15 protein-coding genes are annotated in these 16,005 nt (G+C 54.9%); 9 read left to right on the forward strand and 6 right to left on the reverse strand.

Annotation, left to right across the window (positions count from 1 at the left end):
* The first annotated feature begins 42 nt into the window (after nucleotides 1–42).
* The 7 genes from P349_RS16400 to P349_RS16370 all read left to right on the forward strand — a co-directional run bounded on the left by P349_RS16400 (nucleotide 43) and on the right by P349_RS16370 (nucleotide 8,032).
* On the forward strand, nucleotides 43–597 hold the full coding sequence (locus tag P349_RS16400; protein ID WP_238550727.1) for a hypothetical protein: 555 nt from the start codon (nucleotides 43–45) through the stop codon (nucleotides 595–597).
* 3 nt (nucleotides 598–600) lie between these two features.
* The gene (locus P349_RS16395; protein WP_032647649.1) at nucleotides 601–1,677 is read left to right on the forward strand and encodes a hypothetical protein; all 1,077 of its coding nucleotides are present in this window, start codon (nucleotides 601–603) and stop codon (nucleotides 1,675–1,677) included.
* Between the two features lie 73 nt (nucleotides 1,678–1,750).
* Nucleotides 1,751–2,191: a DcrB-related protein gene (locus P349_RS16390; protein WP_032647648.1), complete on the forward strand. Its 441-nt coding sequence runs from the start codon at nucleotides 1,751–1,753 to the stop codon at nucleotides 2,189–2,191.
* Nucleotides 2,192–2,194: 3 nt separating this feature from the next.
* Complete coding sequence (locus tag P349_RS16385; RefSeq protein ID WP_081758193.1) at nucleotides 2,195–6,553, forward strand: HNH/endonuclease VII fold putative polymorphic toxin; 4,359 nt, start codon at nucleotides 2,195–2,197, stop codon at nucleotides 6,551–6,553.
* Nucleotides 6,554–6,943, forward strand: a complete 390-nt coding sequence (locus P349_RS16380) for an Imm50 family immunity protein (RefSeq protein WP_032647646.1) — start codon at nucleotides 6,554–6,556, stop codon at nucleotides 6,941–6,943. It abuts the gene before it with no gap.
* Nucleotides 6,944–7,250: 307 nt separating this feature from the next.
* Nucleotides 7,251–7,616: a hypothetical protein gene (locus tag P349_RS16375; protein WP_032647644.1), complete on the forward strand. Its 366-nt coding sequence runs from the start codon at nucleotides 7,251–7,253 to the stop codon at nucleotides 7,614–7,616.
* A gap of 122 nt (nucleotides 7,617–7,738) precedes the next feature.
* Nucleotides 7,739–8,032, forward strand: coding sequence for a YciI family protein (locus tag P349_RS16370; RefSeq protein ID WP_032647642.1), 294 nt, complete (start codon nucleotides 7,739–7,741; stop codon nucleotides 8,030–8,032).
* Nucleotides 8,033–8,085: 53 nt separating this feature from the next.
* Here the strand turns inward: P349_RS16370 and ychF are convergent, their stop codons facing one another.
* Nucleotides 8,086–9,180 carry a redox-regulated ATPase YchF gene (gene ychF, locus P349_RS16365; RefSeq protein ID WP_032647641.1) on the reverse strand — a complete coding sequence of 365 codons (1,095 nt, stop codon included), beginning with the start codon at nucleotides 9,178–9,180 and terminating at the stop codon, nucleotides 8,086–8,088.
* 126 nt (nucleotides 9,181–9,306) lie between these two features.
* Nucleotides 9,307–9,891 carry an aminoacyl-tRNA hydrolase gene (pth, locus tag P349_RS16360; protein ID WP_023336005.1) on the reverse strand — a complete coding sequence of 195 codons (585 nt, stop codon included), beginning with the start codon at nucleotides 9,889–9,891 and terminating at the stop codon, nucleotides 9,307–9,309.
* Between the two features lie 274 nt (nucleotides 9,892–10,165).
* On the opposite strand from pth, the gene ychH reads away from it, so the two are divergent.
* Together ychH and P349_RS16350 are read left to right on the forward strand one after the other, a co-directional pair.
* Nucleotides 10,166–10,441, forward strand: coding sequence for a stress-induced protein YchH (gene ychH / locus P349_RS16355; protein WP_024907062.1), 276 nt, complete (start codon nucleotides 10,166–10,168; stop codon nucleotides 10,439–10,441).
* A gap of 121 nt (nucleotides 10,442–10,562) precedes the next feature.
* Entirely contained in the window at nucleotides 10,563–11,621 is a 1,059-nt protein-coding gene (locus P349_RS16350) for a MerR family transcriptional regulator (RefSeq protein ID WP_032647638.1), read from the forward strand.
* Here the strand turns inward: P349_RS16350 and dauA are convergent.
* The 4 genes from dauA to lolB all read right to left on the reverse strand — a co-directional run bounded on the left by dauA (nucleotide 11,607) and on the right by lolB (nucleotide 15,961).
* Nucleotides 11,607–13,286: a C4-dicarboxylic acid transporter DauA gene (gene dauA, locus P349_RS16345; protein WP_032647636.1), complete on the reverse strand. Its 1,680-nt coding sequence runs from the start codon at nucleotides 13,284–13,286 to the stop codon at nucleotides 11,607–11,609. The two genes, P349_RS16350 and dauA, sit on opposite strands and share 15 nt — an antisense overlap.
* 124 nt (nucleotides 13,287–13,410) lie before the next feature.
* The gene (gene prs, locus P349_RS16340; RefSeq protein ID WP_003856663.1) at nucleotides 13,411–14,358 is read right to left on the reverse strand and encodes a ribose-phosphate diphosphokinase; all 948 of its coding nucleotides are present in this window, start codon (nucleotides 14,356–14,358) and stop codon (nucleotides 13,411–13,413) included.
* Between the two features lie 125 nt (nucleotides 14,359–14,483).
* On the reverse strand, nucleotides 14,484–15,353 hold the full coding sequence (gene ispE, locus P349_RS16335) for a 4-(cytidine 5'-diphospho)-2-C-methyl-D-erythritol kinase (RefSeq protein ID WP_032647635.1): 870 nt from the start codon (nucleotides 15,351–15,353) through the stop codon (nucleotides 14,484–14,486).
* Entirely contained in the window at nucleotides 15,350–15,961 is a 612-nt protein-coding gene (lolB, locus tag P349_RS16330; RefSeq protein ID WP_024907066.1) for a lipoprotein insertase outer membrane protein LolB, read from the reverse strand. Before lolB ends, ispE begins: the two co-directional genes overlap by 4 nt.
* Nucleotides 15,962–16,005: the final 44 nt, after the last annotated feature.

Here is a 16,005-nt window from a genome sequence, read left to right on the forward strand (position 1 = left end):
AGGGTGATAATGGCCATACACATTCAATAAATGACGATTAACGTGAAAAAACATACGCCAATATTTCTTTGTTCGGTCCTGATGTTTAGCTGTCCTGGCAGCAATGTGGTTTTCGCTCAAGGTAAGCCATCCATTCTGACTAAACAGGATTTTTCCGTACAGATCAAAGACCAGCCTGTCGCCCTGGGCGACAGATGGACGCCTGATATTGCCCGTAAAATTGGCGTGCCGGTGGAAGGCAGTTTTACCGGTGAGGTTCCTTTTGATGGAGTCCGATATAAATTCTTTCAGCATCAAAACGCTGGAGTAGAAATATTCACTTCCAACCTCTGGTGGGATAAAGCGGAAAGAAGCGTTGATGATTATATCGTGTCTCAAATTACACTGACTGCCGAAGACTTCTCAACGCCGCGCGGTGTCCATGTGGGTTCAACGAGAAAGGAACTGAACAGCGCATACGGTACCGGTGAGGTCGAAAATGATGCCGGGGAGCAGTGGATTACCTACGAAGTGGATAAAAAACTGCTCTCTTTTGAGATAAAAGGCGACAACGTTATAAAAATAACGATGAATTACAACAATGATTCTCAAGAATAATTTATGACCAAAAAATATGTTGCAGCCGTATTGTTCACGGTTTTATTGACAGGCGCAGTTGAAACGTCATCTGCGTTAGAGTTATCGCAATACAATAACCTCGATACGGTCAATCGCATCGTTAACGACAGTGAAGTGACAGACAATCTCAGGAAGACGTTGGGAGATCATTACCAGACCTTTATTGATAACTTTGATGTCTTCGGCGAACCGCATACCACCACAGGTGGAGGATTGTTTGTTGAGGGCTGGCTAAAAGATCTTTATCAGGAGAACGCATCCGCGCTGGTCATCAATCCTGACGGCAAAATCTTTGCGGCCTGGGTGGTTCCAGAATCAAACGTTATCCATTACCAGTCATCTGATAATAGTCAGGCCATTAATGCCGATATTCAGCAATGGGCCGCCAGATTCAATACGATGCAGTTTGTAAAAAGCAGCCAATCAGGACTCGCGTTTGACGGGGAATGGGCTGGTGAATTCGAGAACGACTCGACGTTAACCCTGCGGCTAGCTGAATCAGGCAACCGTATCACCGGGTCTTATTGCTATGTCTCCCGGAGAGGCAACCGCATTGACTGCCCGGAAGAGGATGAACGTAATCTTAGCGGTACGATCGCTGGCAATCGTGCCAACGTTGAGTTCAACTCATCGTTTGGCGGCGTAGGCGGACGGGCTGTTCTGGAAATAAAGGGGAGTGAGATGGAATGGCTTTTAGTTACTCCTCCTCAAAAAGGAAATGATTATGCTCCGCTGCGTTATACATTACGTAAAGCCGCTTCGGTTCAAAACGCGGAAACCAGAAAACTGGACACCGAAAAGTTCGCTATTTCGCTGATAAACAAGTGCGGGCGTTTCGAGGGTGAATGTGACCAGATGGTTTATCTCGGTGTGCGCAAAAGCGATAACAGTACGATCTCCTTAAAGGGAAAAACGTTACACGACCCCGCAGGTAAAATAATCGGCTCAACGTACAAGAATGGCGAGATCGCTTATACCGTGACGTATGCACCCGTGAAATTGGTTGTCAGCAAAGGCAACCATGTTTTAGTCGAACAGTCAGGCCAGTGGCTTAAATAACTATAGCCAACCAAAAGGCCAGCATCGATTGGTCTTCTTGTTTCTCTCAATATTAATCATCCCGAGTTCACTTATGAAATACACCCTCCAGGAAGGTTCGTTTTCCCTTTTTCCTGCTGCCTGGCAGGATAACAGCATGAACATTATTCGCGATGACGAAAGCGGGCTGTCCGTGGTGGTCAGCCGCGGTGTTATCCCGGATGGCAGCGACTACGAACAAGAGTTCCACCGCCAGTGGGATGTGTTGCGCCCTCAGATGGGTGAGATCGCCCAGAGCGAATTCCGGGACGTAAAAGCCGGGCCTGACGGAAAAATTAACGGGCTGGAAGTTGAAACCACGTTTGACCGTAACGGGCAGCGCCTGTGGCAAAAACAGCTGGCCGTGCAGACGCCGGGCAAACCGGTATTGATGATTTTTACCCTCTCGGCACTCAGAGCCTTTACCGAAGAGGACGAGGTGCGCTGGAGCGCGCTTAAGCAGAGTCTGACGCTAAACGACAACCGGAATGTGTAAGGCATGAGCGATAACAACGCGGCCCGTAAGGGCGACGAGATTATTCACTCCAGCATTTTTGCTGATATCACAAGCATTGTGGCGGAAGGTGCTGCCTATGCGGTGATCGGCGCGGCGGTGGGGCTGGCGGCTACGGCCGCCGCGCCACTCCTCGGTGCTGGAGCCGCCGCAGCAGGCGTGGCGGCAGTTGGATCCAGCTGTCTGTTAAGCGGGATTATTGGCGGCGTGCTGGCGAACGTGGCGGGGATCACCGACGATATCAGCAACGCCGCGGAAGGGTTAGGCAATGCGCTCTTCCCGCCGTCGCCTGCGGGTAAAATTACCACCGGCTCGAACAACGTTCTGACCAACGCAATCCCCGCCGCACGCGCGGCAGGCACGTTGACGCCTGCCGATACACCGTCTCCTGAGCCGCAGTCGCCGGGCAGCTTTGCCGATTACGCGGGCATGCTGCTTTCCGCCGCCGGACAGTTTGGCAGCGAAATGTGGCAGCCGAGCGTGGCCTCTGCCGCCGCGGGAACCTCGCCGCTGGAAGAAGACAAGGTGGCGTGTGAAAAGCACTCCGGGCCGCAGTATCTGGCGGAAGGTTCTAAAAGCGTCTTCATCAACGGGCAGCCAGCGGTACGTGCGAAAGATCGCACCACCTGTGAAGGCACCGTTTCCGACGACGTCTCCCCGAACGTAATCATCGGCGGGGACACGCTCACGGTCCGCGATATCAAAAGCGGTAAAACGCCGGGTCTGGCGCTGGGGATGATTGCGCTCTCCCTGCTGCGCGGGCGTCCGGGCAAGATCCTGAAAAACATGCCCTGCGCGCTGGCGGCGGCCGGCGGCGGGATGCTGGCGGATATGGCCGTCAACGCCGTGTTTGGCTCCTCGCACCCGGTTCACGCCGCCACCGGCGTGAAGGTGCTGAACGACGACGATGAGCTCGACTTCACGCTGCCGGGGCGCTTCCCGCTGCGCTGGCAGCGCAGCTACAACAGCCTGACGACCCGCGAAGGGCTGTTTGGTCTGGGCTGGGCAACGACTTTTGACAGCTATCTGACGCTGGAAGATAACAATGCGACCTGGTTCGACGAAACCGGGCGCGAGCTGAGCTTCGAGCTGCCGCCTGTCGACCGCGCGTTTTACAGCATCAGCGAAGGCATCATTATCCGCCGTAATGAGAACGGCGACGTGGCGATTGCCGACGATGACGGTGCGGTGTGGCGTCTGTATAAACCGACCCGGGCGAATCCCTCCATCCTGCGTCTGGCCTCCCTCAGCGACGAATACGGTAACGCGCTGCTGACGGAGTGGGACGAGCAGGGCAGGCTGGTTGGTATCCATGATGAGCCGCGGGCAATCGACGTCACCCTGCGCTATGAAGATGAACGATTCCCCCAGCGCGTTACCGCTGCCAGCCATTTCGACGGCAGCCAGACATGGCCGCTGATGCAGTGGGGCTACGACGCGCGCGGACAGCTGGCGAGCGCCACGGATGCCTCCGGCGTGGTGACGCGTGAATACCGTTATAACGAGCACGGGCTGATGGTCTGGCACAGGATGCCGGGCGGTCTGGAGAGCGAATACCGCTGGCAAAAATTCGACCACTGGCGCGTGGTGGAAAACCGCACCAGCACCGGCGACGGCTGCCGCTTTAGCTACGATTTGGCCGCCGGGCTGACGACCGTCGAGCACTACGATGGTCAGACGCGCCGCCACTACTGGAACGCGCAGAATCTGATTGTCCGCTACGTTGACGAGCGCGGTGAAAACTGGCGCTACGAGTGGGATGATAACGAGCTTCTCACGCGTCGCATCGATCCGCTCGGCAACGCCGTCACCTTCGTCTACGACGAGATGGGCAACCGGGTGCAGGAGACCGATGCCGACGGCAATACCCGCACCACCACCTGGCTGGAGCACCGCGCGCTTCCCGCGGCTATTATCGAAGCCGACGGCAGCGCCACCCGGTTCTGGTACGACGAACACCACGGGCTGAAGCGCGTGGTGGATCCGATGGGGCAGACTACGCAGCTGCGCCGGGACGCGTTCGGCCTGGTCGTGGAAGAGGTCGATGCCGCCGGAAATAGCCGCTACCAGGAGTACAACGAGGCCGGGCAGATCGTTCGTGCGACGGACTGTTCCGGGCGAATTACCCGCTATCGCTATCATCCGCTGGGCTGGCTGGTGGCTGAGACTGGCGCCGACGGTGAAGAGACGCGCTACCGCTACGACGCCGCAGGGCGTCCGGTGCAGCTTGAGCACCCGGAAGGCTGGACGGAATCGCTCAAATGGAACGAACGAGGTCTGCCGGTGAAGCATGCGGGCGCCGACGGGAAAGAGAGCGAGTTCAGATACGATGAGGCGGGGCGCTTAACCGCCACCCGTAATACGCAGGGTGAAGAGGTGCGCCGTCGCTGGGACAGCCGCGGGCGTCTGATTGCCCTGGAAAATGAGAACGGCGAAGCGTATCAGTTCCGCTGGGGGCCAGATTCGCTGCTGCTGGAAGAGGTGGGGCTCGATGGCGTGGCCTCGCAGTATCGCTACGACGCCTGCGGGCGCACGATTGCGCGCACCTTTGCCGCCGGCCATCCGGAGGCCATCACCCACGCCTTCGCCTGGAGCGCGAGCGGCCAGCTGGTCGCCCGCACCACGCCGGAAGGCCAGACCCGCTACCACTATACCCCGTCCGGGCTTTTAAGCCGGATTGGGCTGCATCCTGCGCTTTCAGCCGACGTGTGGACCACCGAGGCAGAGCAGGAACTTGCCTTTGAGTATGACGCACTCGGTCGCGTCACCCGCGAAGCGGGCGAGCACGGTGAGCTGGCGTGGGAGTATGACGCGCTGGGCAATCGCACCTCCGTCACGCTGCCCGATGGCCGCGAGCTGAAGCAGTTTTACTACGGCAGCGGGCATCTGCTCAGCATTGCTCTCGACAAGCTGTCGGTCTCTGATTTTACCCGCGACGAACTCCACCGCGAGACCAGCCGCACCCAGGGGCTGCTGACCACCCGCAGCGAGTACGACCGCCTCGGACGCCTGCATCGGCGGGACGTCTTTACCGGCAATGCTCAGCGCCCGTCGCCGCGCCGCTGGTCCCGCCGCTGGGATTACGACTACCGCAATAACCTGGTGCGCGAAGAGCGGGACGATAACCCGTTCAGCTGGTACCGCTGGCAGTACGACAGCGCCGGGCGCCTGCTGGTTCAGGACGGCACGCTGCCCGGCCAGGAGCAGTGGCGCTGGGATGCTGCCGGTAATCCGCTGGAAGGATCTGCTGAGAAGGTCACGCACAACCGCCTGATGCAGCTGAACGGCATTCGCTGGCGCTATGACATCCACGGCCGCACCGTGGAGAAAGATAACGGCCAGACCCGCTGGCACTACCGCTACGATGGCGAACATCGCCTGACGGAAGTCATCAGCCAGCCGCGGGATCGCAATAAACCTCAGACGCAGGTCAGCTTCCGCTACGATCCGCTCGGGCGACGCATCAGCAAAACGCGACGCCAGATGCTGGGCGGACAGCCAACCGGCAAGCCGGTCACCACCCGGTTTGTCTGGGAAGGGTTCCGGCTGCTGCAGGAAGTGCACGGGGATGTGCCGCTGACCTACGTTTACAGCGATCAGGACAGTTACGACCCGCTGGCGCGTATTGACGGCGTTGATGCTCCGGAGATTTTCTGGTTCCACTGCCAGCCCAACGGCACGCCGGAGCGGATGACGGATATCGAAGGGCAGGTGCGCTGGGAAGGGGTAAACAGCGCCTGGGGCAAGCTGCTGCGGGAAAGCGAGACGCAGGTATCAGGATATTCTCAGAACCTGCGGATGCAGGGGCAATACCTGGACCGTGAGACAGGGCTGCACTACAATCTGTTCCGGTATTACGACCCGGACTGCGGAAGGTTTACGCAGCAGGACCCGATAGGGCTGGCGGGGGGGATAAACCTTTACCAGTATGCGCCGAATGCGCTGGGGTGGATCGATCCGTGGGGATTAACGAAATGTAGTAGTGGAGGACCTAATAAAAAAACTAGTTATGAAGGAGTTAGTCGAAGAGATGCATTCAGGCAGGCTAAACGTGATGCGGGAATTCCTATGAATCAGCACCCTAGAACTATTTCCAGACCAGACCTATTAGATGGGGAAGGCAACAAAATACTTAACTCAAAAGGTTTGCCGATAAAAACTCGACAATACGAATTTAGAGATTCAAATAACAAGCCTGTTTTTATCCAGGAACATAGTTTGGGACATGATAAAGCAACCTCTGGTCATGGTGCTGAACCCCATTTCAATGTTAGGCCGCCACAAAACTTGAATACAGGTAGTGTTCCGGGTACTCATGGTCATTATAATTTTGAGGGTTTATAAATGTGGTTTGACAACGCAATAGGGAAAGAAAAAATTAATTTCATGTTTGGTGGGGAATTAAGCATGGAATTAGTCGAGTTCGATGGTTTTACCTTTGAAAGGTTTTCTGATGTTTCATGTCGATTTTTTACAAGAAAAATTCCTACTAACTACCCAAAAAAATGGAAAGAGAGTAAATTCAATACCCTTTGTATTGTGTTGACATTTGGGGGTGTAGTTAAATTTGATGTTAAAGGAATGAAGGTGGGTTTTGTTTGCTCTCCAGAAATTATTTCGACGGGGAATTATAGTGAAATATTTATAAAAGATGAAAAATTAAATTTCCATTGCCAATCAAAATTTCTTACAATTGAAGGTGTCACGCCTTATCTGGACGAACGTTGGGATTGACGAAAATTAAGTTGAAGAGTTAACAAATGGATATATACTTCATGCTTTCCATTTGAATCTTCATTATTATTTTAGTTTGTAAGTTCGGCAGGTATTCATAAAATAACGTATTGTCCCCTCTGCAAGTGTGCGTCTTTACGCTGCAGGATGATGGCGAGTTGAAGCAATCAAACTACGACAGAGGGAGTTCACTCCGTATAGTCACAGCATCTCTCCCGGCAATGTGCAATCTTTATCACCAGCGAATTATCAAATTAAGCAGCAGTCATATTTGATACTTGTAAAGTAAAAGTTGGCGTAAAGGGTAATGAAAGTTATCGATGGTATCCGATTTAATGATTCTAATGAAAGTGTTGTTTTTAATTACTATAGTTGGGTTGAGTTAATTAAAGCGATTATTGTTAAATATGCGAATAAAACAGAGGGTGAGGCTGAGCGTATAGTGTTAGCCTCTCCACTTGTTCATATGAATGAAAATGATTACATGTCTGTAGCTTTGCGCAGTCATGAAAGTGAATATCATTGGGCAATGCTAATTGCTTATGGTGATCAATATTGGACAAAGGGAGTTTCTCCAGATGAACCTGACGGATACTTCGAGTGGGAAAAGGAATACAAGAAGAAAAATAAACTGACAGAAGATAACTTTATTTTTAGTTATTGCATGAATTAAAAAGCTTAAAAAGAAAGATCTTGCCAGTTTTTTATACGTTATGGCATAAGAGGATCTGTTTCTGTAGATCCAACGAACGTCATAATTATTATTTTGAGAAAAGCCTTACTGAGAGGCAAAAGATGAGCACGGTTCACATTGTCATTTTGACCTATATAAAACCACTCGAAGAGATTGACGCAGCGATACCTGCTCATGTTGAATGGCTTAAAAAGGGGTATGCAGAGGGGATTTTCCTGGCGTCCGGTAGACGGATCCCAAGAAACGGTGGGGTCATTCTCGCGAAAGGTGAGAGCCTTGCCTCTCTTGAAGAGCGCCTACGCGAGGATCCTTTTCAGAAGTTAAAGCTTGCGACTGTTGAGATCATTCCCTTTGAACCCAGCATGAAGACAGATCTCTTAGACAATGTGTTTTGACTCCGCAATAAAAAAATCCACGCAAAGCGTGGATTTTTTTCGCTCAAAACTAATCAAACGTTAAACAGGAAGTTCATCACATCGCCATCTTTAACGATGTAATCTTTCCCTTCTGCACGCATCTTGCCTGCTTCTTTCGCGCCTTGCTCACCCTTGTAGGTGATGAAGTCTTCAAACGCGATAGTCTGCGCACGAATAAAGCCTTTCTCGAAGTCGGTGTGGATCTTACCGGCCGCCTGAGGCGCAGTCGCACCCACAGGAATCGTCCACGCACGCACTTCCTTCACGCCAGCGGTGAAGTAGGTCTGCAGGTTCAGCAGCTCATAGCCAGCGCGGATCACACGGTTCAGGCCCGGCTCTTCCAGACCCAGCTCGGCCATGAACTCTTCACGGTCGGCGTCGTCCAGCTCGGCGATGTCGGATTCAACGGCAGCACATACGGCCACAACCACAGAACCTTCCGCCGCAGCGATTTCACGCACTTTGTCCAGATACGGGTTGTTCTCGAAACCGTCTTCGTTAACGTTGGCGATGTACATGGTTGGCTTCAGGGTCAGGAAGCTCAGGTATTTGATCGCAGCCTTGTCTTCTACAGTCAGGTTTTTCAGCGCGCGCAGCATGCCGGCGTTTTCCAGCTGTGGCAGGCATTTTTCCAGCGCAGCCAGTTCCGCTTTCGCATCCTTGTCGCCGCCTTTGGCTTTCTTCTGCACGCGGTGAATCGCGCGTTCGCAGGTGTCGAGGTCAGAGAGCGCCAGCTCGGTGTTGATGACGTCGATGTCGTCAGCCGGATCCACTTTGTTGTTAACGTGGATGATGTTGTCGTTCTCGAAGCAGCGCACAACGTGGCCGATCGCTTCGGTTTCACGAATGTTGGTCAGGAACTGGTTACCCAGACCTTCGCCTTTGGATGCCCCTTTTACCAGGCCCGCGATGTCCACGAATTCCATGGTGGTTGGCAGAATGCGCTGAGGCTTCACGATTTCCGCGAGCTGGTCCAGACGCGGGTCCGGCATTGGCACAACGCCGGTGTTAGGTTCGATGGTACAGAACGGGAAGTTCGCCGCTTCGATACCCGCTTTGGTAAGCGCGTTAAACAGGGTGGATTTGCCCACGTTTGGCAGACCGACGATACCGCATTTGAATCCCATTTCTAAATCACCTTAATATCTTGATAATCAATCCGTTAACGATAACCGATTGATGAAAAGTGAATAACTACGCCTATTATACACGTAACCCGCATGACGCGCGGTAAAAAAGCCGGATCGGGCAGATTATTGCGCTTTGAAAGCGTGTAAGCGGTTTGTCGCTTTGGTTAGCCCGTCTTTCAGCCAGATTTCGGTGCAGCGCGCCGCTTCGTCTACCGCTTCGTCAATCAGTTTCTGCTCAGAAACCGGGGGTTTACCAAGTACGAAACCGACAACTTTGTTTTTATCACCCGGATGGCCGATTCCGACGCGCAAACGGTGGAAATTCGGGTTATTGCCCAGCTTGCTGATGATGTCTTTAAGACCGTTGTGGCCGCCGTGCCCGCCGCCCAGTTTGAATTTTGCTACGCCAGGCGGGAGATCCAGCTCATCGTGAGCCACCAGAATTTCATCCGGGTTGATGCGATAAAACGTTGCCATTGCCGCCACGGCTTTACCGCTCAGGTTCATAAAGGTGGTAGGCACCAGTAAACGAACATCCGCGCCAGCAAGGTTGATACGTGAGGTATATCCGAAGAATTTAGGTTCTTCACGCAGGGGAGCACGTAACCGCTCGGCCAGCAGATCAACGTACCATGCCCCGGCATTGTGGCGGGTAGCCGCATATTCTGCGCCCGGGTTGGCGAGGCCGACAATCAGTTTAATCGTCACGATTCAATTCCTAATGGGTTCCAGATCTGGAGCGTAGTTTACTGTCTGGCGCGCCGCTTGACAAAATTCTGCGATCGTCGAAGCGAAATACGAATAATTTCTGATTTGAACAATTAGAATTTCAAGCTGTTCAAAGTGTTATTTGTAAACTTTTGTTTGGGAGTTATCTGTAATTGTGATCATTCACGCAACTCATAAAAGGGGCGTTGTCTATACTTTACACACAAGGATTAGGGGCTTTCCCCCTGACAACCCAAAGTTCCGGAGGTGACACATGAAACGCAAAAACGCTTCGTTACTCGGTAACGTGCTGATGGGGTTGGGGCTGTTCGTGATGGTAGCCGGCGTGGGTTATTCAATTTTAAACCAGCTGCCGCAGCTTGATCTTCCGCAATACTTTGCGCATGGCGCGATATTGAGCATCTTCATTGGTGCAGTGTTGTGGCTGGCGGGAGCACGCGTGAGTGGCCATGAGGAAGTGTGTGACAAATACTGGTGGGTGCGCCACTACGATAAACGCTGTCGTCGCGACCAGCATAAGCACAGCTAGTGCTACGATAAAGAACACCGAAACGGCTCCTGAGGGAGTCGTTTTTTTTTGCATCAAGGGTTGACCCTCACGTAACGTAAGGCTCCAGAGTGATGCCACTGGCAAAGAAAGAGGAGCAGTTATGTTGATTCAGGTGGGTGAGCTGGCGAAACGTGCCGGGATCACCGTGCGGACATTGCACCACTATGAGCAAACAGGGTTGTTACTGCCTTCTGCCAGAAGCGCGGCAGGTTATCGGCTTTACAACCTGGCGGATGTCCAGCGTCTGCACATGATTCAGGCGCTGGCAAAAGCGGGGCTGGAACTTGCTGAAATCAGGGATTTCCTGGAACAGGAGTCGCTGTCGTTAACCGAGTTACTCGATGCGCAAATCACGCTGCTGGATAAACAGCTGCGCAGCATACATACGCTGCGCGACCGGCTGGTGGAGCTGCGGACCGGGCTTCTCGACGATGCGACGCCGGATCTGGAATCCTGGCTACAGACTCTGGAGTTAATGAACATGTACGATCGCTGGTTTAGCAAAGAAGAGTTACAGCAGCTCCCGTTTGCGGTGCAGAAGGATGCGCTGGCGGCTATCTGGTCAGGGCTGGTTGCAGAGGCAAACACGCTGTTGAAACAGTACATACCCGTTACGGACCCGCGGGCCATGGACCTGGCGACGCGCTGGATGGAACGCCTGGAGCAGGATACGGCGGGCAAGCCGGAATTTCTCACCCGGCTGAACGAAATGCATAGCGTTGAACCGCAGATGCAGGTGCAGACCGGTATCACGCCTGAGATGACGGATTACATCACGCGCGCGTTTGCGGAATCAAAGCTCAGCATATGGGACAAGTATCTCACTGCCGAAGAGATGGCCTTTACCCGGGCACACTACTTTGACCGCATGATGGAGTGGCCGCCGCTGGTGGCAAAACTGCATCAGGCGCAGCGGGAAAATATCGACCCCGCCTCGGAGGAGGCGCAAAAGCTGGCTGAAAACTGGCTGACATTGTTCCAGTCTTACGCGGGCACCAGCCCGGAGACTCAGCAAAAGTTTCGCACGGCCATGCAGCAGGAGCCGCATCTGATGAAGGGAACCTGGATGACGCCTGCCGTGCTTGCATGGCTCCAGCAGGCGATCGGGGTGATGATGCAAAGACGTTTCTCTGCATCAGGTGGCTCACAGATCCGCTAATGCGGCTTCACGGTTAGGATAAAAGGCAAGGCGGCCAGGGATCGGCTGCACGCCCGCCCGCGCCATGGTGCGCAGTGGCTGAAACTCCAGGTTACTCACCCGCAGTTCACAGCCTTCCGGCAGACGTGCAACAAAGCGCTGGAAGGCATCCAGGCCGCCTGCATCCAGCACCGGTACGGCATCCCACTTCAGCACCACAACCCGTTTACCCGCGATGCGGGATTCCAGATCGCTGAACAATCCTTCAGCCGCAGCGAAAAACAGCGGGCCAATCACGCGTAGCACCAGCACATCGTCAGGCACCTCCACGTTAACCGGGGAAAGGCGCGTCATCTGCGCAATGCGGCGCATAAACAGCAGAGAAGCCAGCACGATCCCGACGCTGATGGCGATAACCATATCGAACAGCACGGTCAGCGACATGCAGATCAGCATCACGATGATGTCGTCTTTCGGCGCGCGACGCAGCAGGTTCACCACCTTATGCGCCTCACTCATGTTCCAGGCCACCATCAGCAGCAGGGCGGCCATGGCGGAAAGCGGTAGCCAGGAGAGCAGCGGGGCGAGGATCAGCAGGGCGAGGATCACCAGCACGGAGTGGATAACCGCCGAAACGGGTGAGGTTGCCCCCGCGCGCACATTTGCAGCTGAACGGGCGATGGCTGCCGTTGCGGTAATACCGCCGAAGAACGGCGCGACAAGGTTGCCTAATCCCTGGCCGACCAGCTCGCTGTTGGCTTTGTGCTTGGTGCCGGTCATGCCGTCGAGCACCACGGCACAGAGCAGGGATTCAATCGCCCCCAGCATCGCCATCGAGAACGCGGCGGGAAGCAAAGCGCGCAGGGAATCCCAGCTTAGGGTAAAGCTGGAGCCGGGCATATCCCACGGCAGCACCAGCTGCGGCAACAGTTGCGGAATGCCGCTACCCTGTGAACCGTCCGCCAGAACATAGTGGAACTGCGAGCCGATAGTCGCGACGTGACCACCGAACATATTGACGATGGCCATCACCGCGCAGCCCAGCAGCAGCGCGGGAAGATGGCCCGGCAGACGGATCCCCAGACGAGGCCAGACGATCAGCGTACCCAGCGTCACCATCCCGATGGCGGCGTCGCCGAGGTTCGCAGTCGGCAGCGCCATAAACAGGGCCCCCACTTTTTGCAGGTAGTGTTCCGGTACGTGGGGCATCTGCAGGCCGAGAAAATCCTTGATCTGCATGGTTCCGATGGTGATACCAATCCCCGAGGTGAACCCCAGCGTCACGGAAAGGGGGATGTACTCAATCAGCCGCCCAAAGCGGGCCAGGCCAAACAGAATCAAAAAGACCCCGGACATCAGGGTGGCGACCAGCAGCCCTGCCAGACCAAACTGCTGCGAAACGGGGTAGAGGATCACCACAAAGGCGGCGGTCGGGCCGGAGACGCTGAAGCGCGAGCCGCCCGTAAGGGCAATGACTATCCCGGCAACGGCCGAGGTGTACAGGCCATACTGCGGGGCAACGCCGCTGCCAATCGCCAGCGCCATCGCCAGCGGGATGGCAATAATGCCTACGGTGATCCCGGCAATCAGGTCACGCACAAAGCGTGAGGAGGTGTACTTCTCTTTCCAGCAGGCGTCGATGAGGGCGCGAAAGGGCAGAACATGTGAGGAGGTTACGTTTTTCACAATTATCTATCATCCGTATGCGCATCATCTGTCATGTGAATGGCAGGTGAAGGAGGCATTAATCATACAAATAAAACTCAGAGACAAAAAAACCCGCCGCAGCGGGTTTTTCGGCCGTGTTCGATTAGTGTTCGAACATTGCTGAGATAGATTCTTCGTTGCTGATACGACGAATCGCTTCGGCCAGCATCCCGGACAGGGTCAGGGTACGCACGTTTGGCAGTGCCTTGATCTCGTCGCTCAGTGGGATGGTATCGCATACCACAACTTCGTCAATAACGGAGTTGCGCAGGTTGTTTACAGCATTGCCGGAGAAGATCGGGTGGGTCGCGTAAGCGAATACGCGCTTAGCACCACGCTCTTTCAGCGCTTCAGCCGCTTTACACAGCGTACCGCCGGTATCGATCATGTCGTCGACCAGCACGCAGTCGCGGCCAGCCACGTCACCGATGATGTGCATCACCTGAGAAACGTTAGCGCGCGGACGACGTTTGTCGATGATCGCCATGTCGGTATCGTTCAGCAGCTTCGCGATAGCACGGGCACGTACCACGCCGCCAATATCCGGAGAAACCACGATTGGGTTATCCAGGTTCAGCTGCAGCATGTCTTCCAGCAGAATTGGGCTGCCGAATACGTTATCAACCGGGACGTCGAAGAAGCCCTGGATCTGCTCTGCGTGCAGGTCAACGGTCAGTACGCGGTCAACGCCGACGCTGGACAGGAAGTCAGCGACAACTTTAGCGGTAATTGGCACACGCGCGGAACGGACGCGACGGTCCTGGCGGGCATAACCGAAGTAAGGGATTACAGCAGTGATACGGCCTGCGGAAGCGCGACGCAGGGCGTCGACCATAACAACCAGTTCCATCAGGTTGTCGTTCGTTGGAGCACAGGTGGACTGGATGATGAAAATATCACCACCGCGTACATTTTCGTTGATTTGTACGCTGACTTCGCCGTCGCTAAAGCGACCTACGGCGGCGTCGCCGAGGGAAGTGTACAGGCGGTTGGCAATACGTTGTGCTAGTTCCGGGGTGGCGTTACCAGCAAAAAGCTTCATATCAGGCACGAGAAGAACCTCAGGCATGCGTCCAGTGGTGGATAGCGTTCGCCGTAAACTGTGCGGGCCAGGCAAAGGCTATCCAGGCGGTGTATTAAAGAGCGCGATGCAACGTCTGGAACAGGGTGACGTTGTCACCGAAACTCAGTCTGCGCCAGAATGGCCTGCTGTAGGGGGGAAATGTTCATCCCACGCGCTACAAAACCATGCAGCCAAACCGGCGCTTGCTCAAGCACCTGACGAGCGGCGGATTCGGTGTCAAATTCAGCAAAGACACAGGCCCCTGTACCAGTCAGGCGCGACGGCGCGTATTCTAACAGCCAGGAAAGCACCGCATCAACCTCGCGAAAACGTTTTCTTGCGATATCCTCGCAATCGTTGCTGAATTCACAATTTAATAACGTTTCTATTGACCGAACCGGGGTATTCCTTTTCAGGTCAGGATCTTTAAAGATGACCGGCGTCGGAATGCTCACGCCAGGGTGAGCAACCAGATACCATTTTTCCGGCGGTTCAGCCGGGGAGAGGATTTCACCCACGCCCTCGGCAAAGGCCGCATGACCGCGCACAAATACCGGGACATCCGCCCCCAGCGTCAAGCCCAGGGCTGCCAGTTCGTCCGTCGACAGCCCGCAGCCCCAGAGGTGGTTCAGCGCAACCAGCACGGTCGCGGCGTTAGATGAGCCGCCGCCCAGACCGCCGCCCATCGGCAGGCGCTTCTCGATACGGATATCCGCACCGCTTCCCGCAGGAAGGCGGCCCGATTCCGCTGCGGCTTTCATCAGCAGACGCGCGGCGCGCACGATGAGGTTGTCCTCATGCGCCACGCCATCGACCGGCGTCAGGAGGCAAATCTGCCCGTCCTGGCGCAGTTCAATGGAGATCGTGTCGCCATAGTCAATAAACTGAAACAGCGTCTGCAGGGTGTGATAACCGTCAGCGCGCTGGCCGGTGATGTATAAGAACAGGTTCAGCTTTGCCGGAGAGGGCCATTGGGTCATCATTTAACGATCCAGTTGTCCATTTTCAGCTTGATACGCTGGCTGCCCTGGGTCAGCTCCATATTCGATGGCAGCGACGGTTTACTCTTACTGTCATAGGCGCTGTACACCACTTTCCAGGTTTTGCCATTTTGGGTGTAGTTCACCTGGCTCAGACGATACTGATCGTCCAGGGTGTAGTCGGTGGCGTCACCTGGCAGGCCGAGGATCCACTGGCGCAGGCTGTTGAGCGGGATAGGCATCCCGGTCAGCTTGCCAATCATCTCTTCGGCATCGGTCGCGGTGTAGTGCTGGCCTTTGTTATCGGTGATCTGCGCTTCGCCCGGTTTAGCGATAAGCTCCAGCTCGGTGCTGCCCAGCGGGTTCAGCAGCAGCAGGCGATAGTGGTCCTGACCCGTCTGCTGCCAGAAGAAGCGGGCATAAACTTTTTGTTCGTCAGAGAGATAAGCGAAAGCGCCGCGAGTCTGGTACTGGTTCAAATTACGGACGTCCTGCTGGTGCTGACGCCACTGCGGTGAATCAGGGCTTTTGCCCGGGCCTTTTGGCTGGGTGACGGTACACGCGGTCAGAACCAGTGCTGCCAGCGGCAGCAGGCGAATCAGTCGGGTCATAATGAGGACAAATCCTTGAGATACGTTGCAGTTATAACTGTTAA

Origin of the sequence: Enterobacter sp. DC4 (assembly GCF_000568095.1) — a bacterium.
Lineage (GTDB): Bacteria > Pseudomonadota > Gammaproteobacteria > Enterobacterales > Enterobacteriaceae > Enterobacter > Enterobacter pseudoroggenkampii.